Source organism: Salinibacterium sp. SWN139 (genome assembly GCF_015864625.1).
Taxonomy (GTDB): domain Bacteria; phylum Actinomycetota; class Actinomycetes; order Actinomycetales; family Microbacteriaceae; genus Rhodoglobus.
This window is the reverse complement of sequence record NZ_JADYWV010000004.1, coordinates 169,965-195,956: the sequence shown is the minus strand read 5'-3', so window position 1 is coordinate 195,956 and position 25,992 is coordinate 169,965. Positions and strand designations below refer to the sequence as shown.

General features: G+C 61.3%; 27 protein-coding genes. 9 read left to right on the top strand and 18 right to left on the bottom strand.

Translation table 11 applies throughout. The features are described from left to right. Window positions 1-39 precede the first annotated feature (39 nt). Entirely contained in the window at window positions 40-630 is a 591-nt protein-coding gene (locus I6E74_RS13985; protein WP_197126707.1) for a TetR/AcrR family transcriptional regulator, read from the top strand. A gap of 111 nt (window positions 631-741) precedes the next feature. On the opposite strand, the gene I6E74_RS13980 is transcribed toward I6E74_RS13985, so the two are convergent. After that, entirely contained in the window at window positions 742-1,734 is a 993-nt protein-coding gene (locus tag I6E74_RS13980) for an aldo/keto reductase (RefSeq protein ID WP_197126706.1), read from the bottom strand. A gap of 193 nt (window positions 1,735-1,927) precedes the next feature. Between I6E74_RS13980 and I6E74_RS13975 the strand changes: the two genes are divergently transcribed. After that, window positions 1,928-2,458 carry a YbhB/YbcL family Raf kinase inhibitor-like protein gene (locus tag I6E74_RS13975; protein WP_197126705.1) on the top strand — a complete coding sequence of 177 codons (531 nt, stop codon included), beginning with the start codon at window positions 1,928-1,930 and terminating at the stop codon, window positions 2,456-2,458. Window positions 2,459-2,564: 106 nt separating this feature from the next. Here I6E74_RS13975 and I6E74_RS13970 read toward each other — a convergent pair whose 3' ends face one another. Next, window positions 2,565-2,750 (bottom strand): hypothetical protein, encoded by a 186-nt coding sequence (locus I6E74_RS13970; RefSeq protein ID WP_197126704.1) that lies wholly within the window; start codon window positions 2,748-2,750, stop codon window positions 2,565-2,567. A gap of 188 nt (window positions 2,751-2,938) precedes the next feature. Further along, window positions 2,939-5,188 carry a polyribonucleotide nucleotidyltransferase gene (locus I6E74_RS13965; RefSeq protein ID WP_197126703.1) on the bottom strand — a complete coding sequence of 750 codons (2,250 nt, stop codon included), beginning with the start codon at window positions 5,186-5,188 and terminating at the stop codon, window positions 2,939-2,941. Between the two features lie 320 nt (window positions 5,189-5,508). On the opposite strand from I6E74_RS13965, the gene I6E74_RS13960 reads away from it, so the two are divergent. Both I6E74_RS13960 and ppk2 read left to right on the top strand, forming a co-directional pair. Beyond that, on the top strand, window positions 5,509-5,691 hold the full coding sequence (locus I6E74_RS13960; protein ID WP_197126702.1) for a DUF5302 domain-containing protein: 183 nt from the start codon (window positions 5,509-5,511) through the stop codon (window positions 5,689-5,691). A gap of 110 nt (window positions 5,692-5,801) precedes the next feature. Further along, window positions 5,802-6,734, top strand: coding sequence for a polyphosphate kinase 2 (ppk2, locus tag I6E74_RS13955; RefSeq protein WP_197126701.1), 933 nt, complete (start codon window positions 5,802-5,804; stop codon window positions 6,732-6,734). A gap of 51 nt (window positions 6,735-6,785) precedes the next feature. Here ppk2 and I6E74_RS13950 read toward each other — a convergent pair whose 3' ends face one another. Both I6E74_RS13950 and I6E74_RS13945 read right to left on the bottom strand, forming a co-directional pair. Beyond that, the gene (locus I6E74_RS13950) at window positions 6,786-7,418 is read right to left on the bottom strand and encodes an FMN reductase (RefSeq protein ID WP_197126700.1); all 633 of its coding nucleotides are present in this window, start codon (window positions 7,416-7,418) and stop codon (window positions 6,786-6,788) included. Between the two features lie 51 nt (window positions 7,419-7,469). Beyond that, on the bottom strand, window positions 7,470-8,585 hold the full coding sequence (locus tag I6E74_RS13945) for an LLM class flavin-dependent oxidoreductase (protein WP_197126699.1): 1,116 nt from the start codon (window positions 8,583-8,585) through the stop codon (window positions 7,470-7,472). Between the two features lie 207 nt (window positions 8,586-8,792). Between I6E74_RS13945 and I6E74_RS13940 the strand changes: the two genes are divergently transcribed. Then, entirely contained in the window at window positions 8,793-9,758 is a 966-nt protein-coding gene (locus tag I6E74_RS13940) for an alpha/beta hydrolase (protein ID WP_197126698.1), read from the top strand. 115 nt (window positions 9,759-9,873) lie between these two features. Further along, entirely contained in the window at window positions 9,874-10,881 is a 1,008-nt protein-coding gene (locus tag I6E74_RS13935; protein ID WP_197126697.1) for a helix-turn-helix domain-containing protein, read from the top strand. Between the two features lie 46 nt (window positions 10,882-10,927). Here I6E74_RS13935 and I6E74_RS13930 read toward each other — a convergent pair whose 3' ends face one another. The 6 genes from I6E74_RS13930 to I6E74_RS13905 all read right to left on the bottom strand — a co-directional run bounded on the left by I6E74_RS13930 (window position 10,928) and on the right by I6E74_RS13905 (window position 16,085). After that, the gene (locus I6E74_RS13930) at window positions 10,928-11,728 is read right to left on the bottom strand and encodes an anti-sigma factor (protein ID WP_197126696.1); all 801 of its coding nucleotides are present in this window, start codon (window positions 11,726-11,728) and stop codon (window positions 10,928-10,930) included. Then, window positions 11,715-12,275: an RNA polymerase sigma factor gene (locus tag I6E74_RS13925; protein WP_197126695.1), complete on the bottom strand. Its 561-nt coding sequence runs from the start codon at window positions 12,273-12,275 to the stop codon at window positions 11,715-11,717. Before I6E74_RS13925 ends, I6E74_RS13930 begins: the two co-directional genes overlap by 14 nt. 23 nt (window positions 12,276-12,298) lie before the next feature. Next, window positions 12,299-12,907, bottom strand: a complete 609-nt coding sequence (locus tag I6E74_RS13920; RefSeq protein ID WP_197126694.1) for a class F sortase — start codon at window positions 12,905-12,907, stop codon at window positions 12,299-12,301. Window positions 12,908-12,976: 69 nt separating this feature from the next. Beyond that, window positions 12,977-13,801: a DUF4397 domain-containing protein gene (locus tag I6E74_RS13915; RefSeq protein ID WP_197126693.1), complete on the bottom strand. Its 825-nt coding sequence runs from the start codon at window positions 13,799-13,801 to the stop codon at window positions 12,977-12,979. Between the two features lie 92 nt (window positions 13,802-13,893). Beyond that, window positions 13,894-15,159: a benzoate/H(+) symporter BenE family transporter gene (locus tag I6E74_RS13910; RefSeq protein ID WP_197126692.1), complete on the bottom strand. Its 1,266-nt coding sequence runs from the start codon at window positions 15,157-15,159 to the stop codon at window positions 13,894-13,896. An 8-nt stretch (window positions 15,160-15,167) separates the two neighbouring features. Further along, window positions 15,168-16,085: an NADP-dependent oxidoreductase gene (locus I6E74_RS13905; protein ID WP_197126691.1), complete on the bottom strand. Its 918-nt coding sequence runs from the start codon at window positions 16,083-16,085 to the stop codon at window positions 15,168-15,170. A 101-nt stretch (window positions 16,086-16,186) separates the two neighbouring features. Between I6E74_RS13905 and I6E74_RS13900 the strand changes: the two genes are divergently transcribed. Further along, a complete protein-coding gene (locus tag I6E74_RS13900; RefSeq protein WP_197126690.1) occupies window positions 16,187-16,795 on the top strand; it encodes an HdeD family acid-resistance protein in 609 nt (202 codons plus the stop codon). Between the two features lie 168 nt (window positions 16,796-16,963). Here I6E74_RS13900 and rpsO read toward each other — a convergent pair whose 3' ends face one another. Together rpsO and I6E74_RS13890 are read right to left on the bottom strand one after the other, a co-directional pair. Continuing rightward, the gene (rpsO, locus tag I6E74_RS13895) at window positions 16,964-17,233 is read right to left on the bottom strand and encodes a 30S ribosomal protein S15 (RefSeq protein ID WP_009771894.1); all 270 of its coding nucleotides are present in this window, start codon (window positions 17,231-17,233) and stop codon (window positions 16,964-16,966) included. A gap of 152 nt (window positions 17,234-17,385) precedes the next feature. Then, window positions 17,386-18,219 (bottom strand): hypothetical protein, encoded by an 834-nt coding sequence (locus I6E74_RS13890; protein WP_197126689.1) that lies wholly within the window; start codon window positions 18,217-18,219, stop codon window positions 17,386-17,388. A gap of 94 nt (window positions 18,220-18,313) precedes the next feature. Here I6E74_RS13890 and I6E74_RS13885 point away from each other — a divergent pair, with 94 nt between their 5' ends. Then, window positions 18,314-19,495, top strand: a complete 1,182-nt coding sequence (locus I6E74_RS13885; RefSeq protein WP_197126688.1) for a MarP family serine protease — start codon at window positions 18,314-18,316, stop codon at window positions 19,493-19,495. A gap of 26 nt (window positions 19,496-19,521) precedes the next feature. Here I6E74_RS13885 and I6E74_RS13880 read toward each other — a convergent pair whose 3' ends face one another. The 5 genes from I6E74_RS13880 to I6E74_RS13860 all read right to left on the bottom strand — a co-directional run bounded on the left by I6E74_RS13880 (window position 19,522) and on the right by I6E74_RS13860 (window position 24,669). Then, on the bottom strand, window positions 19,522-20,199 hold the full coding sequence (locus tag I6E74_RS13880; RefSeq protein ID WP_197126687.1) for a hypothetical protein: 678 nt from the start codon (window positions 20,197-20,199) through the stop codon (window positions 19,522-19,524). Next, window positions 20,196-20,858, bottom strand: coding sequence for a lysoplasmalogenase family protein (locus tag I6E74_RS13875; protein ID WP_197126686.1), 663 nt, complete (start codon window positions 20,856-20,858; stop codon window positions 20,196-20,198). The genes I6E74_RS13880 and I6E74_RS13875 overlap by 4 nt, the downstream gene beginning before the upstream one ends. Window positions 20,859-20,877: 19 nt before the next feature. After that, the gene (locus I6E74_RS13870) at window positions 20,878-21,339 is read right to left on the bottom strand and encodes a VanZ family protein (protein WP_197126685.1); all 462 of its coding nucleotides are present in this window, start codon (window positions 21,337-21,339) and stop codon (window positions 20,878-20,880) included. Window positions 21,340-21,382: 43 nt separating this feature from the next. Beyond that, the gene (locus I6E74_RS13865) at window positions 21,383-22,180 is read right to left on the bottom strand and encodes a nuclease-related domain-containing protein (protein ID WP_307784489.1); all 798 of its coding nucleotides are present in this window, start codon (window positions 22,178-22,180) and stop codon (window positions 21,383-21,385) included. Window positions 22,181-22,398: 218 nt separating this feature from the next. Then, complete coding sequence (locus I6E74_RS13860) at window positions 22,399-24,669, bottom strand: UvrD-helicase domain-containing protein (protein ID WP_197126684.1); 2,271 nt, start codon at window positions 24,667-24,669, stop codon at window positions 22,399-22,401. 239 nt (window positions 24,670-24,908) lie between these two features. On the opposite strand from I6E74_RS13860, the gene I6E74_RS13855 reads away from it, so the two are divergent. Next, window positions 24,909-25,985, top strand: coding sequence for a hypothetical protein (locus I6E74_RS13855; protein ID WP_197126683.1), 1,077 nt, complete (start codon window positions 24,909-24,911; stop codon window positions 25,983-25,985). Window positions 25,986-25,992 lie beyond the last annotated feature (7 nt).

Here is a 25,992-nt window from a genome sequence, read left to right as displayed (position 1 = left end):
AGTTCCTGATCCGAACCTCCACGGAAGGAGTGCGCTGCGATGGTATTTGAGACACCAGAGACCGCGCAGCGCGCTCCGGCCAAAGGCCGCATCTTAGAGACGGCCAACACACTCTTCTACCAAGACGGCATTCTGAACGTCGGGGTAGACCGCATCATCGCCCAGTCGAGCGTGACCAAGGCAACCTTCTACAAGCACTACCGTTCAAAAGACAACCTCATCCTTGAGTACGTCAAGAGCCGCCGTGCCGCCGTTGAGGGTGACGTGCAGTCGATAATCGACAACGCCGCCTCACCGCACGACGCTGTTCTTGGCCTCCTGGAGTCAGTCGCTGCGGAGCTCACTAAGCCCGACTTCCGTGGATGCCCGTTTCTCAACGTTGTCGCAGAGTTCCCCGACCCGACGCACCCCGTCCGTATGCTGATCGCTGATCACCGCGACTGGTACAACGAGTCGCTCTACGAACTTATGCGCGCCGCAGAGCACCCCTTTGCCGGCGACGCCGCTGACGAGCTCATGCTCGCCAAGGATGGCGCCCTCGCCGGTGGCTACGCTGGCGACACCATCGCTGCTGGCGCCGCCATGGCCCGCGTGGTCAAGCGCGTACTCTCTGACTCAGTGAAGGTCTAGCGACCCACCTGCGCGCCCGATTCCCCGTGACGGTGAGGCACGCTGACGGCTGGAACGAAGCAGTAGCGAGAGACGCGATCGACGCCAGAACGCGCCTGCTACAAACGTGCGTTAGAAGTTAGAGACGCGATCCAACTCGGCTGACTGGTGCCGCGTCAATTGCACGCGCGCCGCCGCGATGAGCTCAGGAACCTGCTCTGCACGGCTAGCGCTCACCACGGGTGCGACAACACCAGGCTTGTTCAAGAGCCACGCCAAAGCGATCGTCGCAACGCTTTCATCCTGCTCTTCGGCGACTCCGTCGAGAGCATTCAAAATCTTGATACCGCGGCGACGCAGGTACTGCGCCGCATCGTGACCGCGCGAGTTGAGCGCCAGATCGGCACGCTGTCGGTACTTGCCGCTCAAGAACCCACTAGCCAGCGCGAACCGAGGCATCACACCTAGGCCTTGAATGGCTGCCACGTGGGCGAGCCCGGTTTCGTACTCTTGGCGGTGAAGAAGGTTGTAGTGCGCCTGCACAGCCACCATGGGGGCAACGCCCATCTGACCGCACGCGATGCGCGCCTGGATAAGGCGATTGCCCGTGTGATCGGAACCGCCGAAGTAGCGCACTTTGCCTTCGCCGATAAGTTCGTCGACCGCGAGCAGAGTCTCGTCGAAGTCGACACTCTCGTCATCGACGTGCAGGTACAAAAGATCGATGTGGGATGTCCCTAACCGCGCAAGCGAGGCATCCACCGAACGCTTGATGGCGTCCGCTTCCATGCCGGGGTTATCGCGGCTCTTGCCGACCTTGGTCGCCACCACAATCTGATCGCGATTGCGACGGACGCGCATCCACTTTCCGATCATTAGCTCACTGCGACCAGAAGCATAGGAGTCTGCTGTGTCGATGAAGTTGCCACCGCCGTCGGCGAAAGCGTTGAGGATCGATGCTGTTGCAGCATCATCTGCGGTCCAGCCGAAGATGTTTCCGCTGAGCGCAACCGGGAAAACACGGAGGTCAGATGACCCGATTACCCGGGTAGAGAAATGCTGCCCAGTTACTGGACGCGCGCGAGTGGAACCCGTCAGTGATTGAGTCGGGTGCACCTGCGTCATAACGGCCTCCCACAAGGCTTTTGGTAAGAATATGTCGCCACAGCACTGAATGGAGGGAGGACAGACAGATCGTTATTAGTCCGTGTCGAAAACTGTCATTTTCGGGTCACACGCCCCGTGAAAGTGTCATCCGGACGTCATTCTCGTCATACTGGCCCCAGCGTCGTTTTTTGCAACCGAAAGGACAATCACCGTGAATGACCCCAACTGGAAACTGCCTCAAGTCCCCTCATTTGCGCTCGAAAGTCCTGACTTCGAAGAGGGCGGCATGCTTCCCCAGTGGGCTCGCTCCGGAATTGCGAATGCCGGCGGCGAAGATCGCTCCCCCACGTTGCACTGGCACGGCTTCCCTTCCGGCACGAAGAGCTTCGCGCTGACGGTCTTTGACCCTGATGCCCCCACCGGCAGCGGCTGGTGGCACTGGGCGGTCTACAACATCCCCGCCTCCGTTGAGTCGTTGCCGCACGACGCCGGCAATCCGGATGCCCAACTCCTGCCCAACGGCGCAATTGCTCTTCCCAACGAACTGCGGCTCACCTCGTTCCAAGGAGCAGCCCCTCCCGCTGGCCATGGGCCGCACCGCTATGTCTTCACCGTGAGTGCACTCAACGTCGAACGACTCGACGTTGCCGAAGGAAGCACTCCCGCCATGCTGGGGTTCGCACTACGCGACCACATCGTTGCCCGCGCCCAGCTGATCGGGCTGTCGAGCACTAGCGAGTAGCTCGCTTACGAAACGCTCGGCCGAAAGCGCGCAGCAGAAAGCGCAGGCACGACGAGCATCCCGTATCGGGAATACGGGCAATCGGGAGAACGCGAGAGTCTCTGACTTAGGTGTTACGGCGGTAGTAGTGCGGAACGCGTTCGTAGCCTCGGTTGCGCATCTTCGCAACAACCACGCTGACGACCACGACGATTACAACAATGCCGAGCGCCACCCACAAATACCATGCGGTCTCTAGCCAAATGAGCATGTCGCTCATGAAGGCATCAAGAGGTGTAGTGATTCGGGTCACAACCACACAATAGCGCGGCAACCCCCACATAGCGGCACCCCAACGAAGGGCAGACTAGGGTGACTACCCCCTTTCTGGCTGTCATTTGCGCAAGAAAGTTTTCGTGCGCACACTCCCCCCGTGCCGTTAACGACACAGCGCCCCTTCTCAACGAGAAGAGGCGCCGTGTGATGTGCGTTTAGCGGGACTTAGCTTTCGTCAGCGGGAGCCGCTGCTTCTGCGTCAGCCTCGTCGAGGACGGGAGCAAGCGAGAGCTTGCCACGGTCATCGATCTTGGTGATTTCAACCTGAATCTTCTGGCCGACTCCGAGCACGTCTTCGACGTTCTCAACACGCTTGCCACCGGCAAGCTTGCGAACCTCGGAGATGTGCAGCAGACCATCTTTACCAGGGGTGAGCGAAACGAAAGCACCAAAGGTAGCGATCTTGACGACCGTACCCAAGAAGCGCTCGCCAACCTCAGGGTTGAGCGGGTTCGCGATAGCGTTGACCGCCGCGCGTGCAGCCTCAGCAGAAGGACCATCGACAGCGCCGATGTAGACCGTTCCGTCATCCTCAATTGAGATGTCGGCTCCGGTGTCATCCTGGATCTGGTTGATGTTCTTGCCCTTCGGGCCAATCAGCTCACCGATCTTGTCGATCGGAATCTGAACCGAGATCACGCGAGGTGCCGTGGGGGCCATCTCGTCAGGAGCATCGATTGCAGCGTTGATCACCGAAAGAATCGCGGTACGCGCTTCTTTGGCCTGCTTGAGTGCACCGTCGAGAACCGACGAAGGCAAACCAGCGAGCTTGGTGTCGAGCTGGATAGCGGTGATGAACTCACTCGTACCGGCAACCTTGAAGTCCATGTCGCCGAGAGCATCTTCAGCACCGAGGATGTCGGTGAGAGCTGCGTAGCGCGTGACGCCATCAACTTCATCCGAGATCAGGCCCATAGCGATACCCGCAACCGGTGCGCGCAGCGGCACACCAGCGTTGAGCAGCGACAGAGTCGATGCACAGACGGAACCCATCGACGTTGAACCGTTGGAACCGAGAGCCTCGGATACCTGGCGGATCGCGTAAGGGAAATCTTCACGCGCAGGAAGCACCGGTGCGATGGCGCGCTCGGCAAGGAAGCCGTGCCCGATCTCGCGACGCTTCGGGCTACCAACGCGACCGGTCTCACCAGTCGAGTAGGGCGGGAAGTTGTAGTGGTGCATGTAGCGCTTCTTGGTCACTGGTGCCAGTGAGTCAATCTGCTGCTCCATCTTGAGCATGTTCAGCGTGGTGACACCCAAGATCTGAGTCTCGCCGCGCTGGAAGATTGCCGAACCGTGAACGCGAGGAATGACCTCAACCTCAGCATCGAGCGCACGAATGTCGCTCAAGCCACGGCCGTCGATACGGATGCCCTCGGTGAGGACGCGAGTGCGCATGACCTTCTTGCTGACGGCCTTGTACGCTCCGCCAACCATGCCGAGAACGTCTTCGCCGAGTTCTTCAGCGTCGACCTTGGACTGAACCTCAGCCTTGACGCGAGCCTTGAGCTCGTCATCAGCGGTCTGGCGCTCGATCTTGTCCGCGATCTTGTAGACATCGCGAAGCTCAGCTTCAGCGATTTCGCTAACCGCGTTGTACGCCTGGTCGGAGTACGGCGGGAAGAGCTTGAACTCGGCAACGGGCTTGGCAGCCTTGGTCGAGACCTCGAGCTGAGCCTTCACAAGCTGCTTGAGGAACGGCTTGGAAGCTTCGAGACCCTGAGCAACAACAGCCTCGTCGGGCTTGGTCGCGCCAGCCTTGATGAGCTCCCAGCTGTTCTCGGTAGCTTCTGCTTCCACCATCATGATGGCGATGTCTTCTTCACCCTTGTCGTTGGTGACCATGCGGCCAGCAACGGTGAGGTCGAAGACAGCGTCAGCAAGCTGGCTGTACTTCGGGAAGGCAACCCACTGGTCGTTGATCAAAGCCATGCGGATGCCGGCAACCGGACCATAGAACGGGAGTCCTGAGATCTGGGTGCTGAGCGATGCGGCGTTGATCGCGAGAGCGTCGTAGAACTCGTCCGGAGCGATGCTCAGAACAGTGATGACGATCTGAACTTCGTTGCGGAGACCCTCAACGAACGTCGGACGCATCGGACGGTCGATGAGACGGCAGACGAGGATCGCTTCCGTGGAGGGACGACCCTCGCGGCGGAAGAAGCTTCCGGGGATCTTGCCGGCAGCGTACGAACGCTCTTCGACATCCACGGTGAGCGGGAAGAAGTCGAAGCCTTCACGCGGGTGCTTACCCGCGCTCGTGGCGCTCAAGATCATTGTTTCTTCGTCGAGGTACGCAGCAACGGCACCCTGTGCCTGCTGAGCGAGTCGACCGGTTTCGAAGCGCACGGTGCGCTTGCCGAACTTGCCGTTATCGAGAACGGCTTCGGCGAATGTGATTTCTGGACCCTCCATGCGGGGGTTTCTCCTTTGTTTTACGTCGCGCACCCGTGTGGTGTGCGACTCGTCAAGGAGCAGGAGCGGGCAGAAGGACGCGATGGTTCATGCGCATGCCTAGAGTGGCGGCGCATGTCTGGCCAACAGTAGAAAGCCTCCGAACGACTCGGAAAATTACCACCGGTGACCAGCTTCTTGCCAGCCTGCTCCGTGCGTTGCCCTCTAACTAGCAGGACAACTCCCATAATCGTAGCACCGGGGGCCTGTGAAGCCCCAGAGATTGGCGCGCGACACGAACGAGGAGCGCATTGCCCTAGAGGTGGCCTACGCTGACAAGTATGGAACCCACAGAAGAAACACCCTCTGCGAGCGAAGAGAACAAGCGCAGGTTCCGCGAGGCGCTTGACCGCAAGCAGGGTAAGCAAACATCACGTCCAGGCCATTTGGATGCCGAATCGGCTATCCACGGCACGCAGGACCGCGCAGACCACAAGCGCGACTTCCGCCGCAAGACCGGGTAGTCACGGCTGAATGACGCGCGGTTCGACAGGCTTTTCCCGGTGAGATCAGTACTTTTCTCGCTGAGCTAAGTTTTTCGAGCTATTTTTTCTACACGCTGTAGAATTGCTGAATGACCTCATCCAGCGGTGATTCAGGACCAGAAGCCAACTCCGACGCGGTCTCGCGTGAAAGTGGAACGAGTGCCCCCTCCCCTAGCGAGCACAGCGTTCTGCCACCCCAAGAACCGAAAGTCGCGTGGCGGCACGGTCATCCATATGAGACCAAGATGTCCCGTCGCGAGTATGAGCGCCAGAAACGATTGCTTCAGATCGAGCTGCTCAAACTTCAGTCGTGGATCAAGGAGACAGACCGAAAGGTCGTCATCATCTTCGAGGGCCGCGACGCCGCAGGCAAAGGCGGCGCCATCAAACGATTCATGGAGCATCTCAATCCTCGAGGGGCCCGGGTGGTTGCGCTCGAAGTCCCCACCGAGCGCGAGCGAAAGCAGTGGTACTTCCAGCGGTACGTGCAGCACTTGCCGACCGGTGGCGAGATAGTGATCTTCGACCGCTCCTGGTACAACCGAGCCGGTGTAGAACGCGTAATGGACTACTGCACGCCGCATGAACATCTCGAGTTCACCCGCTCAGCACCCGAGTTCGAGCGCATGCTCGTGCAATCGGGCATCCATTTGGTGAAATTCTGGTTCTCTGTTGGCCGGGATGAACAACGCGCACGGTTTGCCGCGCGGTCCCACGATGCAGTGCGGCAATGGAAGCTATCGCCAACAGACCTCGCAAGCCTCGACAAATGGGATGACTACACCGAGGCCAAAGAAGCCATGTTCTTCTATACCGATACCCCGCAGGCCCCGTGGACCGTCGTCAAATCCAACGATAAGAAGCTCGCTCGAACCGAAGCGATGCGTTGGCTCCTCGCGCAATTTGATTACACCAACAAAGACAACGATGTAGTCGGGATTCCTGATCCGAAAGTGATCGGTAGCCCACGATCAATCTACGATGATGGCGAAGTGCTCGGCGGAACCTTCCCCACTGTCTAGACCCTCGGCAGCGGGCTCGGTGTCACCCGTGCCCGCCACCGCCGGTTCGTTTTATTGCGCCCCAAAGCTCCCGACGGGGCTGAACCCCTCGGGAAGGGCAAAGGGGTCGGTCACCCGCGAGGAGCGATGGGAAACCGCGGCGAGCGCCGCCAACTCCCCGGCCGCCCGCGAGATTCGTGCGGGAAGGGTGCTCGACGTCCTGCCTGAACCACTTCCCCAATCGGCGGATGCCGCATACACTCCCGTCGGCACCGCCACAGCGTGGAGGTAGCTGAACAACGGTCGCATCGCGTAGTCGATCGCGAGAGAGTGCCGATCGGTGCCACCGGTCGCGCCGAGCAGTACTGGTAGGTCGGTGAGCGATTGCGGGTCGAGCACATCGATGAATGACTTGAACAGCCCGCTATAGCTCGTGGTGAAGATGGGCGTGACGGCGATGAGTCCGTCAGCGCCAGCAACCGCGGCGATTGCCTCGTCGAGCTTGGCGCTCGGGAAGCCCGTGAGCAGGTTGTTCGTGACGTCGTGCGCGAGGTCGCGCAACTCGATGACGGTCACTTCGGTTTCGATGCCACGTTCCCGCAGATCGATGATGGTTGCCTCGGTGAGGCGGTCGGCGAGGAGGCGGGTTGAGGACGGCTGGCTGAGTCCAGCGGCGATGACGGCAATCTTCTTGACGTCGGACATGGTGTGCTTCTTTCTATGGATCTGGGTGTGGGTGCGCGGCGGGCCGCGAAACTAGACAGTCGCCGGGGCGTCGGCTGCGGAGGCGGCGAGAGCCGCATCACGCTGAGCGACGAGCGAGGCGTGGGTTGGGGCATCCGGGACTTCGGCAGGTCGATTCGTGGCGAACTCCTTGCGGAGCACCGGCACAACTTCTTCACCGAGGATGTCGAGCTGCTCGAGAACGGTCTTGAGCGGCAAGCCGGCGTGATCCATGAGGAAGAGCTGGCGTTGGTAGTCGCCGAAGTGTTCACGCATCCCGGCGTACTTGTCGATGACCTCTTGCGGGCTGCCCACGGCGAGCGGAGTCTGGTCGGTGAAATCTTCCATTGATGGCCCGTGGCCGTAAACCGGTGCGTTGTCGAAGTACGGGCGGAATTCAGCCTTCGCGGCCTGCGAGTTGCTGCGCATGAATGCCTGGCCGCCAAGACCTACGATGGCCTGCGCTGCCGTGCCGTGACCGTAGTGCTCGAAGCGCTGGCGGTAGTAGCCGACGAGGCGCATGTAGTGCTCTTTGGGCCAGAAGATGTTGTTGGCAAAGAAACCATCACCGTAGAACGCGGCTTGCTCAGCGATCTCGGGACTGCGGATCGAGCCGTGCCACACGAAGGGAGGCACGCCATCCAACGGTCGTGGCGTCGATTGGAAGCCCTGCAGCGGCGTACGGAACTTGCCTTCCCAGTTGACGAACTCTTCGCGCCACAACTTGTGCAGCAGCGAATAGTTTTCGATGGCGAGCGGGATGCCCTCTCGAATGTCTTTGCCAAACCATGGGTAGACCGGCCCAGTGTTGCCGCGGCCCATCATGAGGTCGGCGCGACCATCGGAGAGGTGCTGAAGCATCGCGTAGTCTTCGGCGATCTTCACGGGGTCGTTGGTGGTGATGAGCGTCGTACTGGTCGAGAGGATGAGCTTCTCGGTCTGCGCGGCGATGTACGCCAGCGTCGTGGTGGGGCTTGAGGAGAAGAACGGTGGGTTGTGGTGCTCCCCCAGGGCGAAGACATCGAGCCCGACTTCTTCTGCCTTCTTAGCGATCGTCACGATGGCTTTTATGCGCTCGCCCTCGGTGGGCGTTGTGCCGTTTGTCGGGTCAGTCGTGACGTCGCTAACGGTGAAAATTCCGAACTGCATGGTGTGCTCCGGTCTCCCAAAATCTGTCTGGATGAATCAGTTATCCGGTTCAACCGCACGGTTTCCCGATAATTCCAGCACCGTACCGCCAGATGGCGGTTAAGGGGCTCCGAACGTGGAGTGGCTGGCGGTACTACCGTGGAGCCGCAACGCTCTAGCGTGGACATAGGCCGTCACACTGGCGTGACGCAGACCAATGGAGGTCTCATGACTACGAACAATGTTCATCCCGCTCCCCCGTTCGATGCCGAGCTGGCTGCAGTGCTGTCGATCGTGAACGAGCAGCTGCCGCCAACACTCACTCCCGCGATGATCGAGCCTCTTCGGGCCGGGCTGGCTACGCCCGTCGCCGATTTGCTCGAAGGGCGGGCGATCACTCACCGCGAAGAGACCTTCGCGGGTCCCGGTGGGGACCTGCTGGTTTCCATTTTTCACCGCAACGATCACAGCGTTGCCGGGCCCGGCATCGTTCACACGCATGGCGGCGGAATGATCATTGGCGACCGTTTCAGCGGCATGGAGACAATGCTCAGCTGGGTCGACGAGCTGGATGCCGTGGTCGTGTCGGTCGAGTACCGGTTAGCTCCTGAGCATCCTGACCCCGCTCCGGTCGAAGACTGCTATGCGACTCTCGTCTGGACGGCGGAGAACGCAGCACGGCTCGGCATCGACGCGACGAAACTCGTTATCGCCGGCGGTAGCGCTGGAGGTGGCCTTGCTGCGGGCACGACGCTCTTGGCACGCGACCGCAAGGGACCCGCGCTTGCCGCTCAGATGCTGATCTACCCCATGCTCGATGACCGCAACGAGACAGTGTCGAGCTATCAGATCGACGGCACGGGAGTCTGGGATCGCGGCAGCAATGACACCGGCTGGGATGCTCTGCTCGGCGACCGCCGAAAGACCGACGACGTCTCGATCTATGCGGCCCCCGCGCGAGCGACGGACCTCAGCAACTTGCCGCCCGCCTTTATCGACGTGGGCACCTCGGAAGTATTTCGCGACGAAGACGTCGCCTACGCCTTAACCATTTGGGCGTCGGGCGGCCACTGCGAGCTGCACGTCTGGCCCGGCGGCTTCCACGGCTACGATGCCATGGCTCCCTTCGCCGCCCTCTCCATCGCCACTCAAGACGCTCGACTCAACTGGTTGCGCCGCACGCTCGGTGTGTAACGAGCCGGCAGGCTGAAGCGCGACTGATACCGCTGTGGTTCGGGCCTTGCTGCGACTGTTTGTTCTGGGCAGGCCGCAATAGAGTAGGGCTCGAACCACAGAGGGCGGAACGAGAATGCAAGAACTAGCCGGGCGCTTGAAAGCGCTTGACCCCGAAGCCAGCGAAACCCTGCGGGTGATCTCGTACTTCGATGCGCTCACCGCAGGCCACGCGAGCGTTGAAGTTCTCTTGCGCGGCGCCAGCATGCTTGCCGGCTGCGCTAGCGGGCTCACCTCTCCAGCCCTCACCCTTCGCGTTGACGAACGCGGACGTCGCAGCCCCGAAGCGGGCACCCCCGCGTCTTGGCCAGCACGGGCGGTCACCGGTGGCGGCACCGTGTGGATCGAACGCGACGAAAGCCCCCACGCAAACGACGACATGATTCTCGAACGAGTGGCGCTCGCCCTCGGCATCCTGTTCGAACGCACCGGGCCCGCTGAGTCCGTTCACAACCCCGTTGAAACATTGCTCGATTCATCGGAGAGCGCCGAGAGCCGACAAACCGCCGCCCACGCTCTCCATTTGGTTGCCACCACCCGCTATCGCGTGATCACTCAACCAGCGAGCACTGCGAAGGCCGCGGCCGGGCCATCTGCCGTGATCACCACCGTTGCGGGTGCTGTGCGCGCCGAGATCGTGCTGAGCACGGATGCCGTCGCCGCCCCGCGCGCCGGCATCGGCATCGCTGCCTCGCCCGCTGACCTCGTACGTTCGTGGATGTCGGCGCTCACGGCGCTGCGCCTGACTTCCGATCATGAGCCCGTGCTTTATGGCGACGATCTTGGTTCGCTGTTGTTACTCGCCGAAATCAGTACCGCCGGAGCTCCTGAGAATTGCGATCTGCAGTCGCTCGGTGTCGTGATTCGCGAGACACCGCGCATCCTGCCGATGCTCGACACTCTCGCCGCCAGTGAAAGTTTGCGGGCCGCAGCCGCGACGCTCGGCTTTCACCACTCGACGGTGCAGTCTCGCGCGGAGGAACTCAGCGCCAAGCTCGGTTTTGACGTGCGAACGTCGCGCGGCCGCACCCGGCTGTCTGTCGCTCTCGCCCTGCACCGGCTCGAAACCGCACGCTTCGAGTGAGCCGAGGCGAGCCGAAGGTTCGGCGGCACTTCAGCAGCGGCCTTCGCTACGCCTCGGTTGAGAGCTGACCGCGAACGATGGAGTCACCGGAGTGAGCCGGGTTTCCGTCGAACTGTTCCTCCGAGATGTCGACGAGGTCGTAACTCGAAATATCGAGACCGTCGGGCACCGTGAACTGACCCGACGTGCCTTCGACGATTCCGAGGCTGACGAGAGCCGTGGCATCCGTCGTAATCAGCCAGACTTCGCGATAGCCACCGTCGGTCGCGGGAGCATCGAAGTTGACGTCGATAACGCGTGTGCCATCGGGCAGCTGCTCAAGCGTGGCTTCACCAGCAGAATCTGGCCACGCCGGGAACGCGTCGAGAGTTGCGCTCGCGAGAATGGTCGGCCGTTCGGCGGGGCTGAAAGTTGACCACAGCGCGGTACCGGCGCTCGCGACCAGAGCTACAGCGGCCGCGGCGGCCACGATGCCAACCCACGGGCGACGTCGGCGTTCGGCGAGTGAGTGCACCGTTGCGCCTGCGGCGGAGACATCAGGAGAAGCGGGGGCATCGGCAGCATCGGCACTATCGGCAGCATCGCCGACGGCAGCCAACACGGCTTCAACTCCCGTGGCGGGCGGTGCCAACGACAGCTCGTCGCTGATGCGTTCCCACACCCGCGACGGCGGCTCCACGAGCTCGCCAGCATCGAAGGTGGAACGACCAACCATGGCAGCACGAGAGAGAACTTCGATCTCGCGGCGGCACTGTTCACACTCGCTGACGTGCACACTGTCTTCGGGGAGGGCGACTTGCTCACCGAGGGCGAGCAGCGCAAGGATATCCGGATCAACGTGTCGCATAGGTCGCCTCCAATCGTGTTCGCATCCGTTGCAGACTGCGCCGGATATGGCTCTTGACCGTTCCTAAAGGTAGTTCGAGACGGTCGGCTATTTGGTTGTGGGTGAGATCGTCGAAGAATGCCAACTTCATGATCGCTTGGGCATCTGGTTCAAGGCGAGAAATCTCGTCGGCCACCATCAACGTGTCCGCTAAGTCGAAGTCTTCCACGACTGCGTCCCCTCGCGATGTTGTCGACGCCAGCTCTTCTTGAAGTCGGCGGATGCGTGCCCGGGCTTCGTGGGTGTCGGCAATCTTGTTTTTGGTAATTCCGACGAGCCAGGCGGAGAGGCTCGATCGCTCAGGCTTGAAGCTCGACCGACCGGTCCACGCGGAGACGAAGACTTTTTGCGTGACGTCTTCTGCGTCGCCGCGATCACCGAGCGAGCGAACTGCAAGAGTGAACACGAGCGACGACCACCGCTTGTAAACCTTGGCGAGCGCCGTCTCGTCGCCAGCGATGAAGGCCTGCGTCATGCGGGCTTCGGCTGCGGCTTCGTCGTCCGTCATAGCTCTCCGGTTGAGAATGTCGTTCATAGCGGGTTAGCGATCGCTACAACGTTGTCAGAATATTGCCGCACATTTTCGTCGAACTGTCCACCACAGGTGAGAAGGACGATGCGTGGCGCTCCGTCCCGATCGAACACTTGGTCGAGTGGGACTTGGGCCTTCTGAACGTTCTGAACCGATTCGAGTTGATAGCGGTGATCGACGCCATCGTCGGTCGTCACAATGATTTCCGCTTGAGCTGGCATCGATGCCAGTTGCGAAAACGGTCCAAGACCTTGAATGAAGTCGTCGACATGGGCCGTGATGACAGTAGACCCTGTGTCGCTGCTCGGAGACGAGCCGTATTGGTACCAGCCCGCAACGGTGATGTTTTCGGGGATTTCCATAAAGCCGTCGGGCTGGATACCGACCGGAGCAATCGAGATGTCCACGCCCACGGAGGGAATCTGAATCCGAACCGGAGCAGCGAGCTGCTCTACCGGCGCAAGTTCACTCGACTGGCGGGGCACATCGATCACCGCGGTTGGCGGCGGAGAAGGCACGGGCGTGGGAGCGATGGATTCGGCGGGGACTGCAGCACAGCCAGCAAGGAGAAGCGCCATGGCGGTGAGGGCTAGGATTCTCGAGGCCATGACGTTCTCCTTGCTGGGGTGTGTGAGTGCTGGTGTTGCTGGGTCGTGCTGTGGAGGTTGTGCTGGTGACTACTTCGCGGCGCGAGCTGCGGTGAGTCGGGTTGCGGCAAATCCTGCGAGAGCAAGAAGCGCTGCGAGGCCGCCGAGGCCGGCGAAGAGGATGCCGTTGTTGTTATCAGCGGCGAGACCGGCGGTTCCGGCATCCACACCGGTGGGGTTTGAGTGGAGACCATCAATGGTCTGCACTGCGAGCGTCAGGTTGTCGTCCGCGGCGCTGCCCCAGGCGTACACGACGGTGTTGACGCCTTCGGCAATATCGACGTCAGCCGGGCCGATTACAGGGTCAGTAGTTCCGGTGAGGGCAACAGCGGCGGAAATCGTTCCGACCGCGAGGTCAGCCTTTACTTCGTCGGGGTTGCTCAGGTTTTCGAAGGCAACTGCATCGTTGGCGAGCACGTCGACAGCGGGGGCTGCCGCAGTGTGGCGAACGGTGAGTCGGCCTTCACCGGCAGCGACCGTCGAGAGGTCGTTCGTAAAGAGGCTTGCCGTGGGATCACCAGACTCGTCGAGGTGAGCTACAGCGGTGTAGCTCGTGTTGGCTTCGAGCGTGAGGTCGATGGGGCCAATAGCGGGCGCCGAGTCGTCGGTAGCGTCAGAAGCGGTGATCGCGACCGTGTAGGTGTCGGCCGGGAGATCGAGAGGGCCAGCGAGGTCACCGGGCTCGAAGTCGTCGAGGGTGAGTTCACCGTTGACGTAGACGTCGACGGTGAGTCCCGGTACTGCGTGCAGAACGTACAAGTCCGCAGTGGTGTCCGAGATGGCGTTGGCGGGAATGGCGACTCCTACGGCGGCAATCGCTCCGGCGGCTACACCGGCAAAAATTTTGTTTCGCACTGTTCTTGTCCTCTCATGGTCGGGCGTAAATCGCCTTACATGGAGTACTTCCGGCTGAACCCCTGTTTTGGATGCAGCACTCTCAAAAAACTTTAAAGTTTCTTTTCTGGGGTCGCCGGTTTGGTTCCCTCGGGCGTTGGTTCTTCGCCACCGGGCACCGGCGCGGGAGCCACCTTTCGGCGCCAGCCGAGCCACGCCATAATGACTGCTCCCACGATGAGCGCCCAGAACGCGGAGCCGATTCCGATCACGGTGACGCCCGACGCGGCGACGAGAAAGGTCGCTATGGCCGCGATGCGATGCTCGGGAGCATCCAGAGCCGTGCGCACCGACGTGATGAGGGCACCGATCACGGCAAGGCCTGCGATCGCGACCACGACGATCGGGGGCGCAACAGACACCAACGCCGTCGCAAAGCCTGCCGCCAGCCCAATCACGACATAGGTTGCTCCGGCGGAGACGGATGCGATCCAACGTCGCTTGGGATCATCGTGCGCTTCTTCACTGGCCGTCAGCGCTGCCGTGATGGCAGCGAGGTTGAGAGCATGGCCTCCGAAGAACGCGCTCGCTGCCGATGCCGCTCCTGTCACCGTGAGCACGGGGCCCGCGGGCACCGCGTAGCCGTAGGTGCGCATCACGGTGAAGCCGGGTACGTTCTGACCAGCCATCGTGACGATGAACAGCGGGATGCCGAGGCTCACGATCAGAATCGGGTCAAAAATCGGAACGACAGGAGTCAGTTGCGGCACCACGGCGGCATCCCCTAACAGGTTGCCCTCGGTCGTGAGCGCAATCGCGACAATCGCCGCCACGAGCGCGCCGGGCACAGCCCAGCGCGGCGCCACTTTCAACAGGATCAGCCACACCACAACCATCGGCAGGCCCAGCCACGGGTAGTCAACCGAAGCCGTGATCGGAGCAAGACAAATGGGGAACAGGATGCCCGCGAGCATCGCACTCGCGATTGGCTGCGGAATGCGAGTGATGAGTCGGCCCAGTGCTGGCACCAGACCGCACACCATGATGAGCACGCCACACACGATGAATGCACCGACGGCCGCCTGAAACTCGATATCACCCTGCGCTGCGACGATCAGCAACGCTGCTCCCGGAGTCGACCAGGCCACGGTGATCGGCATCCGGTATCGCCACGCCAAACCGATCGTGACGAGCCCCATCATGACGGTCACAATCAGCAGACCGGATGCCGCTTGCGCGTCGCTAGCGCCAACCGCGTGAAGCCCCGCAACGACGAGAGTAAACGAGGACGCAAAACCGGCGATTCCGGCAATGATGCCGGTGGTGAGGAGCTGGAAAATAGTGGTTGTCGCTCTCTGCGCAGGGATAATCCGGGTCAAGCGGTGAGCTAGAGCGCGAGAACGATTTTTCCGCGAGAGTGCCCCTCAAGAAGCTTCGCGTAGGCCTCGGAGACGTGCTCGAAGGGGAAGACGGAATCAATCGGCACCTGCACGGAGCCGTCAGCAACCAGCGCGGCAAGCGCCGCAAGGTCTGCTGGGGTGGCACCGGCTGCTCCAACGCCTGATGTGCCGTATTCCGAGACCGCGGCGTAGTCAGCGATTGTGTTGATGCGGTGGGCTGGAGCCCCAAGCGCGAGCGCAGCATCCACAGTTTCGCGGCCGTTGTTATCCAGAGCAGCTGTAATACCTTCGGGGCTGATCTCCACAATGCGTTCGACCATGCCCTCGCCGTACTTCACAGGATGGATGCCGAGCGAACGCAAGAATTCGTGGTTCGATTCGCTCGCGGAGCCAATTACTGTCGCGCCCTTGAGCTTGGCAAGCTGGGCGGCGATGGAACCGACACCACCCGCTGCTGCGCTCACTAGCACGGTGTCAGCCGGCGTCAGATCGATCGCGTCGACACTCGCCCACGCCGTGCGCCCGACAATGTCGAGGCCACCGGCCTGTTCCCAACTGAGAGCTTCAGGTTTGCGCACGAGCTTGTCGGCGGGCACCACCACATAATCAGCTTGGCCGCTAAAGCCCTTGCCTCCGAGAACCTCGTCACCGACAGTCCAACCGTCTACTCCAGCGCCGACTTCGTCAACGACACCAGCAAAGTCGTTGCCGTTTCCGCTCGGAAACTGCACGTCCTGAGGAGCAGCAGTGGCGGCGCCTCTGAACACCTTCGCGTCGAAAGGATTGATGCCAGCGAACTTGACTCGCACGCGCACCTCCCCCGCGCCCGCGTGGGGCTCAGTGACTTCGGAAATAGTGAGCACTTCGGGCCCACCGAGCTGGGAGAAAGTAACACGTCGCGACATATACCGAGCCTAACCGGTGCGTCGCAGTTGCACACCGAGCCAATCGAACTGGGAGAATGGCAGGGTAAGGCATCACTTGACAACTCTGGATAAGGACTCTCATGAGCTCGTCTGACAGCACGACATCCCCCACCTCTTCGGTGAACGACCTTCTCCCTGGTTTGCTGCGCGTGCACCGCGGGCAACTCATCGCCGTTGCCGTCATCGGACTCGTTCTCGGAGTGATTGGGCTGCTGTTCCCCGGAGCAACGCTGCTTACCATCGCGGTGCTCTTCGGTATCTACCTCATTGCCTCTGGCATCTACCGCGTCACCGCGGCCTTCGTCGCCAACAACCTTGATTCCCCGATGCGCTGGACGACCGGCCTCCTGGGACTCCTCGTCGTCATTGCCGGCATCCTGTGCCTCGCCAACCCCTTCCAGTCGCTCATCGCGCTCGCGCTCGTGATCGGAATCGGCTGGATTCTTGAAGGAATCGTCGACCTCGTTGGCGGCGTGCGCGGCACCATCCAGCCCCGCTGGTTCGGTTGGGTCAGCGGAATCGTCTCCATGGCCGCTGGCGTTGCCATGTTCGTGCTCCCCGCAGCTGGAGTGTTCTCGCTCGTGGCGATCGGCGCGATTCTCATGATCGCCGTAAGCCTGACCACCCTGCTGACGTTGCCTCGTAAGCCCAAGGACGCCACCGATAACTCCACGGCTGCAACCGTCTAGCTAGCACTCTCGATCGACCGAACGGGGTCGGGCCAGCCGCAAGGGTAGCCCGGCCCCTTTCTGGTTAAGTGACCAGGCAGGCACAGCGCGAGGTGGCGGGCCCTGCCGGAAACAACAAAGGCCGCCATCGCATTGCGATGACGGCCTTTGGCAAGTGTGACGAATCGACTAGCGACGCAGTCCCAGCTTCTCGATCAGCGTACGGTAACGCGTGATGTCAACGTTCTGCAGGTAACCCAGCAGACGGCGACGCTGACCAACAAGAAGAAGCAGTCCACGACGTGAGTGGTGGTCGTGCTTGTGCATCTTGAGGTGCTCCGTGAGGTCGAGGATGCGACGAGTCATCATCGCGATCTGGACCTCGGGGGATCCCGTGTCACCTGGGTGGGTTGCGTATTCTTCGATGATCGCCTTCTTGATACTTGCTTCAAGTGCCATAAGGTAATCCCCTCTCTAGTCGTTGCGCGGTGCCCATAGCTGAATGCGTGAGCTCTCTTTATCCGCGGCCGTTGGACGGCAACCTTGAAAGCTTAGCAGAACGGATGCTCCGGCAGCACTATCCCGACACAAGCACTATCCCTCGACAAGCACTATCCCGAGACAAGCGCGACGATGGCGGGAATCGCGAACGCCAGCATGGTGACGGTAGCCGCGAGCGCAACCGCTGCCCCGAGGATGATCCATAGCCGCGAGCGCCGGCGGGCGGCATCCACTTCTGTTCGCAATCGTTCGAATCGTGCCGTGAGTCGCACGCTCGCACCCGTGACGGCAGGGCGCACCTGCCAGCCGGCGAGGCGGCCAGCGACCGGCACGAGAGCAGCGACTTGAGCACGTGAATACACCGCTTCATGACGAATTAACCAGCCGGCAAGCTCGCCGAGAGCAAGGACGGGTACCGGCGCTTTCGACCGGCCACGGATGAGATCGGATGCGCCCGTGAGCGCCACGATCGGCCGCACAGCGACGTCGGCCGCTCCTCGTTGCGTAAACTCTTCCGACAATTGCACTGCACGCGTTGTTGCGTCGCGCACGTAGTCGGCACGATGACCATTCACCAGAATCATGCGCCCCGCCGTCACAACCCTGTCCCCCGGATGCCGGCGGCTGCTCACAATGAAGGCACCGGCTGGGCCTAAGACCAGATGGTTGGCGCCCACGCTCGGATCGTGATCGTCGTCGGATTGCGCGACCATCCAGTCGGATCCCAGCGCGGCGAGCGCCACTGCTGATTCCAACTCGCCAACTCCGTGCGGGTACAGATCATTCGCTTCTCCAGACAACGGGCTCGTTCCGCGGAGGGCTTGAAGCCAGGTGCGCGGTTCATGATCAGCTTGCGCTCGGAGACACGCAGCCATCGCAGCGCCAAAGCCGCGTTCGAGCATTGGGGTCGCCGGAACCTGGCCTTTGTGTGCTGACTCGCTCACGGGATCCCCCAACATCGTTCCGTCAGAGAATATCTGGCGTCTCGCTTTCGCCCAACTCGGCACGTCACAGGCCGACGCAGTTTAGGCTGAACCCATGAACGTGGCGCCCCTGCTCGATCTACTCCTCGTGGTGGTTCTGCTGGGGTATGTCATCTACGGCCTCGTCATCGGTCTTACGCGCGGCATTTTTGTGATTGCGGGCGTTGGCGTTGGTATTTTCTTTGCCACGATGCTCGCCCCGGCCGCATCCCAGCTCGTGGAGCTTCCACAGTTGCGGGCGATAGTTGCCATCTCGGTCGCCGTCGGACTCATCGCTCTCGGCCACGCCGTGGGCGTTGCTGCCGGCAAAGCAATCCATGTTGAGATTCGAACGAGCGCGCTGCGCGGAGCGAACCGTGCCGTTGGTGGGCTCGTGATTGGTGTCGTTGCGGCCCTCGTCATCTCCACCGTCAGCTTCAGCGCTGCCCAACTTGGCCTGCCGATTCTCTCGCGCACCATTGCCTCTTCGGCGGTCATCCGCACCATTCAGGACATCACGCCCGACGTCGTTGAAGCAAGCATCGCCCGCTGGCGAACTGTGCTCACCGATCAAGCCCTGCCTCTGATTGGCTCTCCGCTCGGCGACCCCAATGCTCTGATCCCGACGATCGACTCTGATAGTCCGGCGCTTGCCGCAGCCGCACAATCGGTCGTGCGAATAACAGGAAACGCCTATGCGTGCGGTCAGGGCCAGACCGGCAGCGGGTTCGTTATTGCGCCCGAACGAGTCATGACGAACGCGCATGTGATCTCGGGAACTACCGACCCGGTCATCGAGGCGTTGAACGGTCAAGTGCTGCCGAGCACCATCGTGTACTTCGACTCCATTAATGACCTCGCGGTGCTCGCCGTTCCCGGATTAAATGCTGATCCGTTGCAACTTGGTGTCACCGCGCGCCCCGGAACAAGCACGGCGCTTCAGGGGTACCCCTACGGCGGACCGTTCAACACCCACGCCGCGCTCGTGCAACACATCAGCACGTTCGAAAGCCCCGACATTTATGGAAACGGAGGTGCCCCACGCGAGGTTTACACCCTCGCCGGGCAGGTCAATCCGGGTAATTCTGGGGGCCCGCTTCTCACACTCGACGGAGACGTCGTTGGTGCAATCTTCGGCAGTAGCACCGAACAAAACAACGTCGGCTACGCTCTCACGCTGGATGCCGTTCAACCGATTGTCGAGAACGCTGCAGAGCTCACAAGCACTGTTTCTAGCGGTTCCTGCATCGCACACTAATCCGCCGCGGAATGTGCACTAGAGCGCTAGCGTTCGACGATCAAGTACTCCGGCGCATCCGGTGTTCCTGGGCACGTGTCCACTGTCGATTCATTGGCGGCACTAAACGCGAACCATGACCAGTCGTCGCCGAGCTTCTTGCCGATCGAACGGGGAATGAGAAAGCGAACGGTGGACCCATTCACTTGGGCGTCGTCAGCATCTAGCCTGTCGCTGTCGTCTCGGGACAGCTCGTACGCCGAGACCTCGTCGACCTCGCCATCGTCGAGCTCGGCCATGAATTGGTAGGCGCGATCGCCGTCTGCTGTCTCGGCATAGATACCGAGTTGCGATGAATCCTGATCAATCGGCGACGCGAGAGTGATCTCGATCGCGACATCGTCGCGCTCCGACTGCGCTACCCGCGCTGACTCGATATCGAGCGACTCGACTTCGTTTGTGAAATCCACGCACTCGTTGCCGCTCGATACCCCCGCAGGGTCGACGACGGTCGACCCTGGCTCCGGCGCCTCCGATTCGATTGGCTGGGAGGACGACGGCGAAGCGGCAATCGGTGTCACTGGAGCTTCAGACGACGATGCCGCAGCCAACGTAATAACCACGGTGAGGACAACCGCAAAGACCACCAGCACAACAACCCCGATAACCACAGGGACGACGGCGACGCGTCGGTTCACGGAGGGTTCAGAGGGCTCGGGAGTCACCCGGATACGCTAGCAGTCTTCCGCGAGGCCCTTCGTGCCGCGACAAAGCCAATCGCGATCGACAACTGGCCTCCCGTATAGAGCGCCATGATGACGGCATCCGACTGCCACCACGCTGCGGTCGGCGCGAAAAGAGCCCATGCCAGCGCGGTGTCAGAGGCCAAAAATAATACGGCTCCGGATGCGATGAGCCGGTTCGTCGCGAATGCCGACGCCGTGGAGGCAGCCAGCACCGCTCCGTAGGCCGCGAGCGGCACGAAGAACAGCCCGAGATCGTCGCGCAGGATGACGAGCAGCCCCACCCACCACACGACGAGCACGGCGGTGCCCCACGGAATCCGACGAGAGCGCACGGCCGTCAGGAACAGTGCGAGGTACACAGCGTGGGCAGCGAGAAAAGCGGCAAGTCCGATGATGAAGCTTGAGCTCGCGGCATCCGCCACAAAAATATCGCCGATCCAGGCCAGAGCGAGCGCTGCCAGGAACCCGTAGTCGGGGCGCCGAAATGGACGAGCACTCGCGAGAACGACCGCAACCCCGAGAGCGGGCATCAAGAGGAGTTTACTGGGAGTGGCTATTGCATCCCAGCCCCCCAGGAGGCTGACGACGTGAACAAGCGCGACCGCGCCATAAATGCCAAACCATCGGAAGTTGATCACTTTCACAGCGTAGAGCGAATCACCGTTTTTGTGAATAATTATCGTAATTGTGTTCACGGTGACGACGGCGAGCGCGCTCCCGAGCCGCGGCCACACTCAGTGTCACCACCACGCCGATCGTGGCGCCAAGCGAATTCGACACAATATCGCGCACATCAGATACGCGAGAGGGAATGAACTGCTGAACCCACTCGATTCCCGAGGTCAAAACGACAGCCAGGGCGAGAGCGAGCCACCAGCGCCGCTTTCCCACCAAGAGCACGAAGAAAAGTCCGAGCGGAACAAACAACGCGATGTTCGCAACGAATTCAAGATCATTGAAGGTGAGCCACTGGGTCGCCGAAAAACGGTCAAGAAAAACAGCGAGCTGCCAGAGCGGACCATCGCGTTGGTCGGGGGCCTGCGGGCTCAACGTCAACCACGCCACAACGGCGAGATAGCTGAACGTGGCAGCGCTCAGATAAGGATGACGCCGAAACATCCACTAATCGTGCCCTATGTACGCTCGGAAAGTGCTCGACGCGCTAGGAGGTCACCACAAGCTCGGTTAAGACAGAGACAAGAACCCACACTGAAAGGAAGGTGACGATGAGCGCCGTGACGATCCAGAAGAAGCTTCGGAGGCTCGCGGCGCGAACATCATGATGGATGCGCACAAAAGCGCGCGTCAGGTTGCGTGACTTCTGCGCCGCCTGCTGCGGGTGCGGCCACGTTGTGCTTGCTTCAGCCGCAGTGGAGAGCGTGGCGACCTCTTCCCCCGTGAATAGTGCCGGCGCACTCGCAAGCCATTGCTCAAGCTGCATCGAGGTGAGGATCTGAACGTCAGCCGGAATCGCGAGCATCGAAACTTTCACCGGCTCGACCATGACAAGCACCGCAATGACGTCGACATCGCGCCCCAGCGCCGTCGTGAGCGCCGCAGCGACTGCACGAGCGGCAGTCCGAGCGGTAACGATGGCTGTGCTCACGCTTCGCGCGACGATCAGCTCGTCGCCGTTCACGGCAACATCGTCGCCCTGACAGTTCACGACAGTCACGGCGAAGACGCCCGCACGCCCGACAGCAAAGTGGTCGAGCGAGGTGTCACCGAGTGGAACTCCGTGGAGTACGTCCCAGCTGTGCCCAAGCCGATCAAGGATGGAACCGACGAGAAGCTCCCCGACTGCCCCACGATACTGAGCGCGGCTTTGCTTCGTCAGCGGTGAGACACCAAACAAGCGCGCCACAGCACGTCGAGGCGCACGACGAGATTGCGCCTCTACGACGGCGGCCATGGCTGACTGTCCGGCGATCCGGCCGCGAAGATCATGATTCTGCGGCACGCAGACCTCCAACTCTCACATGCGTAGAAAAGCATGCAGAAATACGTTGGGCCGGAGGCTCCCCCGCCTCCGGCCCGACTCGTGGCGAAGAATCGCTCCCGAGTGAAGGTTCCTCCCCCGAGGAATAACTTCTAGATACATACTGCCGAACCTGTGAATCTGCCGAAACCCCCACTATTGGGCATACCCGAGTGGGGGTCAACTACTCTGACCACCCTCTATGACGGTTCGGGAATACCTTCCGGAAGCCCCTCGGCCGCGACGATGGCGAGGCGTTGAGTTGGCCGCGTCATGGCGACATACAGCGCCGCAGCACCGCGAGAAATCTCTTCGACGATGCGTTGTGGCTCGACCACAATCACAGAGTCAAACTCGAGCCCCTTCGACTCGCGCGGCGTTAGCACCGCGATGGACTTGTTGAGCCCAGCGGCACCCTCCCCAACCTCGCCGGCGAAGGACTGCTGCAGAGCATCTACGATGCTGGCCGTCAGAGAATCACTAACGATCACGGCGATGGTGCCGTCGCTCGAAATAGCACGATCTGCCGTCACAGCGGCGCTGACTCGTGCGCCTCGCTGTTCCGGGGTCGTGACGGTGACGGCCACGGGCCATTCACTGTGACGGACCGCCCGCGATGGCGTGATGGACACGTTGTGGGCAACCGCCACCGCCTCGGCAACCGCAACAATCTGGGATGGTGTGCGGTAGTTAACCGTGAGCTCTTCGAGACGCCAGTGCTCACCGACGTCAGCCGACAACGCAGCTCCCCAACTCGAGGTAGCCGCAGCAGCACTCGCCTGGGCGATATCGCCGACAATCGTGAAGGACTTCAGCGGATTGCGACGTGCCAGCAGCTTCCACTGCATCGGCGATAATTCTTGAGCCTCATCAACCACGATGTGACCGTAGGTCCACGACCGGTCAGCGGATGCCAGCTCTGCCGTCGTTGATCGCTCAACACTTGCCTCGAAGCCCTCGGCCAGCGTCTCCGCATCGATCATGCCGTCAACGCCCATGTTGCGAATAGCGGCCGTTGCGTTCTCCACGTCGCGTTTGCGTTGCTGCTTGCGCTCGTGCTCTGCCGCCGTGTGGGCCACATCGACTTCACCGAGCAGTTCGGCGGCTTCGTCGAGCAAAGCAACATCGCTGATGGTGAATGCAGCGTCTCGCTCGCGGCGCAACAGTTCGCGCTGCTCGGGCGTCCAGTGGGGCGTGAGGCTCTTCAACCAACCAGGTCGGGCATAGAGGTCGTTGATAAGTTTCTGGGGCGTCAACGGCATCCACGCAGTATTGAGCGCAACCTTGACGTCGTGGGCGGTGCGAATATCTTCGCGCAGCCACTTCTGGTCAGCGTCGTCGATCGTGTTGCCATGGGCCCGCAACTGGTCGGCGAGCAATCGACTAATGCCTGCGATCGCCGCCTTATTGAAAATCACTCGTGCAAGGTTGTGCGGCTTGTGGGAATCCCACGCTTTCTGCATGGCTGACCGCAGAAGCTCGGCAGGCACATCCAGAATCTCACCGTTGATCTCTATGCGCTGCGTCTCAGTCGGAACTACCCGACGCGAGCGAACGGCACGCTTGATGAGCGCCGCCATCTCGAGGGAGCCCTTCAACTGGGCCACTGCCGCATCATCATCATGGCGCGCATCGGCGCCCGGATAGAGCTGCCCCAGGCTCGCCAAGACCACCCCCGTCTCGCCGAGCGAAGGCAGCACGGCCTCGATGTAACGAACGAACGCGCGCGACGGTCCGACGATGAGCACTCCGGATGCCGAGAGGCGTTCACGGTGCGAGTACAGCAAGAAAGCGGCGCGGTGCAGCGCAACGGCCGTTTTTCCGGTGCCGGGTCCACCCTGCACGACGAGCGCGCCGCGAAGTTCGGAGCGGATGATCGCATCCTGCTCAGCCTGAATGGTCGCGACAATGTCGCCCATGCGTCCGGTGCGCTCTGCCGTGAGACTTGCCATGAGGGCTGCTTCACCCTGGAGGGATGCCGCATCGGTTTCAAGGAGTTGGGAGTCAAAGATCTCGTCGTCGATGCGCACGATATCTCGACCTTTGCTTTGCAGGTGCCGGCGGGCTCTCGCCCCCAGTGGCGTCGCGGCCGTGGCCTGATAGAAAGCTCGCGCTTGAGGAACCCGCCAGTCGAGCAGGAGCGAGCGCTGATCCTCGTCGCGCAATCCGATGCGGCCGATGTACCGCACGGGGCGCTCAATAGCACTGTCGCTCTCCGCGTCGGTCTCGGTCTCGATCTCGAGTTCAAGGCGACCGAAGGCGAGCCGCTCATCGATTTCGCGCAACTGGCCGATTCGGTCTTCGTAGATGCGGGCGAAAGCGTCGCGCTCTGAACGGTTCTGGTGGGTGCCACCTGGCGCACTCCGGCGCACTGATTCGAGTTGCTCCTGAGCCGCATCTCTCAGGGCGTCGAGCCGCCGGTAGAGGCCGTGGACATAGTCCCGCTCGCGTTCAAGCTCACTCGATGACATCAGCCGTCCTCTCCAAATTGCGACCTCCAATCGTACGCGCTTTTTGACTATGAATTCGCCGCTTAACTCTTGCGCTCAGCGAAACTCAGTGGCAATCTAAAAGCAGTTAAACTCATCGCCCTCTAGGTCGCAGGCAGTGCCGCACCAGCGGGCGATGAGTCTGTTAAGGGGTAGAGACCGCGCTGATCACCCCCAAACGGAGACTGCAGCAACCATCCCCCAGCCCTTACGATGGGCGGATGCTTCGCTCTATCGACTATTCCGGGTTGATCTATCCTGTGACCCCTCACGCTGTCGCAGAGTTCAAAGCCAACCGCCGCGGACTATTCGGCTATTCGCAGGCGCACCTTGTGGGCAGAGTGCTGATGGTGGGTTTCATCATCGTTGCGTTCATCTCCTTCGCCGGCGTCCCATTCGCTCTGATCGTTGCGCATGATTTTCGCAGCGCAGCGCAGACAGGCAACATCGCCCAGGTCGCCCCGATGCTCATCATCGCCGGCCTCGTCATTGCTGTTGCCGCGGGCGCGCTCTTCACCGTGGTGAGGGCATGGCGAAAAGACGGCGGACCGTGGAAGCGGTTCTACCGGATGAATAAGTTCGCCGAGGACAACGATCTAGCGTTTTCACCCAAAGATCTGGGCGCCGAGTATCCCGGCCTGATTTTTGGACAGGGCGGCAATCAGTCGATTCGTGATCGATTCCGCAGCGCAAGCGGCCGAGCGCTCGACTACGGAAACTACCAGTACACCACCGGCTCAGGGAAGAACCGTCGCACCTACGACTGGGGATTTTTGGCCTTCGAACTCGACCGCGCCCTGCCCCACATGGTGCTCGACGCCACCCGCAATAACCAATTCTTTGGCATGAGCAATCTCCCTCAGACGTTCGCGAAGAATCAGGTCCTCACGCTCGAGGGCGATTTCAATTCACACTTCACCCTCTATTGCCCGCGCGAGTACGAACGTGACGCTCTATACATTTTCACGCCCGACCTTATGGCGCTGCTGATCGACAACGTGGCAGCGTACGACGTGGAAGTAGTCGACAAGTGGCTATTGGTGTACTCCCCAAAACCATTTGACCTTGTAGATCCGGCCCAGCACCGCCGCCTCCTCGGCATCGCTGACACCGTGGGCACAAAAACTGTGCGGCAATCACGTCGCTATGCCGATGAAACAATCGGCGACTACAGCGTCAACCTCGTGGCTCCCCGCGGTCAACGTCTCAAGGCCGGCATCCCCGCAGCCACGCTCGTGATGGTCGCGCTCTTCGCGGCAGTGTGGGGCATCCCTTTCGTGCTCGGGATGTTCACCTAACGCCGCC

What these genes read in the sequence shown, in the direction of transcription:
- I6E74_RS13985 (WP_197126707.1), top strand. Translation starts at nt 40, where the DNA reads ATGGTATTTGAGACACCAGAGACCGCGCAGCGCGCTCCGGCCAAAGGC.
- I6E74_RS13980 (WP_197126706.1), bottom strand. Translation starts at nt 1,734, where the DNA reads ATGACGCAGGTGCACCCGACTCAATCACTGACGGGTTCCACTCGCGCG.
- I6E74_RS13965 (WP_197126703.1), bottom strand. Translation starts at nt 5,188, where the DNA reads ATGGAGGGTCCAGAAATCACATTCGCCGAAGCCGTTCTCGATAACGGC.
- I6E74_RS13960 (WP_197126702.1), top strand. Translation starts at nt 5,509, where the DNA reads ATGGAACCCACAGAAGAAACACCCTCTGCGAGCGAAGAGAACAAGCGC.
- ppk2 (WP_197126701.1), top strand. Translation starts at nt 5,802, where the DNA reads ATGACCTCATCCAGCGGTGATTCAGGACCAGAAGCCAACTCCGACGCG.
- I6E74_RS13950 (WP_197126700.1), bottom strand. Translation starts at nt 7,418, where the DNA reads ATGTCCGACGTCAAGAAGATTGCCGTCATCGCCGCTGGACTCAGCCAG.
- I6E74_RS13945 (WP_197126699.1), bottom strand. Translation starts at nt 8,585, where the DNA reads ATGCAGTTCGGAATTTTCACCGTTAGCGACGTCACGACTGACCCGACA.
- I6E74_RS13940 (WP_197126698.1), top strand. Translation starts at nt 8,793, where the DNA reads ATGACTACGAACAATGTTCATCCCGCTCCCCCGTTCGATGCCGAGCTG.
- I6E74_RS13935 (WP_197126697.1), top strand. Translation starts at nt 9,874, where the DNA reads ATGCAAGAACTAGCCGGGCGCTTGAAAGCGCTTGACCCCGAAGCCAGC.
- I6E74_RS13930 (WP_197126696.1), bottom strand. Translation starts at nt 11,728, where the DNA reads ATGCGACACGTTGATCCGGATATCCTTGCGCTGCTCGCCCTCGGTGAG.
- I6E74_RS13925 (WP_197126695.1), bottom strand. Translation starts at nt 12,275, where the DNA reads ATGACGGACGACGAAGCCGCAGCCGAAGCCCGCATGACGCAGGCCTTC.
- I6E74_RS13920 (WP_197126694.1), bottom strand. Translation starts at nt 12,907, where the DNA reads ATGGCCTCGAGAATCCTAGCCCTCACCGCCATGGCGCTTCTCCTTGCT.
- I6E74_RS13905 (WP_197126691.1), bottom strand. Translation starts at nt 16,085, where the DNA reads ATGTCGCGACGTGTTACTTTCTCCCAGCTCGGTGGGCCCGAAGTGCTC.
- I6E74_RS13900 (WP_197126690.1), top strand. Translation starts at nt 16,187, where the DNA reads ATGAGCTCGTCTGACAGCACGACATCCCCCACCTCTTCGGTGAACGAC.
- rpsO (WP_009771894.1), bottom strand. Translation starts at nt 17,233, where the DNA reads ATGGCACTTGAAGCAAGTATCAAGAAGGCGATCATCGAAGAATACGCA.
- I6E74_RS13885 (WP_197126688.1), top strand. Translation starts at nt 18,314, where the DNA reads ATGAACGTGGCGCCCCTGCTCGATCTACTCCTCGTGGTGGTTCTGCTG.
- I6E74_RS13870 (WP_197126685.1), bottom strand. Translation starts at nt 21,339, where the DNA reads ATGTTTCGGCGTCATCCTTATCTGAGCGCTGCCACGTTCAGCTATCTC.
- I6E74_RS13860 (WP_197126684.1), bottom strand. Translation starts at nt 24,669, where the DNA reads ATGTCATCGAGTGAGCTTGAACGCGAGCGGGACTATGTCCACGGCCTC.
- I6E74_RS13855 (WP_197126683.1), top strand. Translation starts at nt 24,909, where the DNA reads ATGCTTCGCTCTATCGACTATTCCGGGTTGATCTATCCTGTGACCCCT.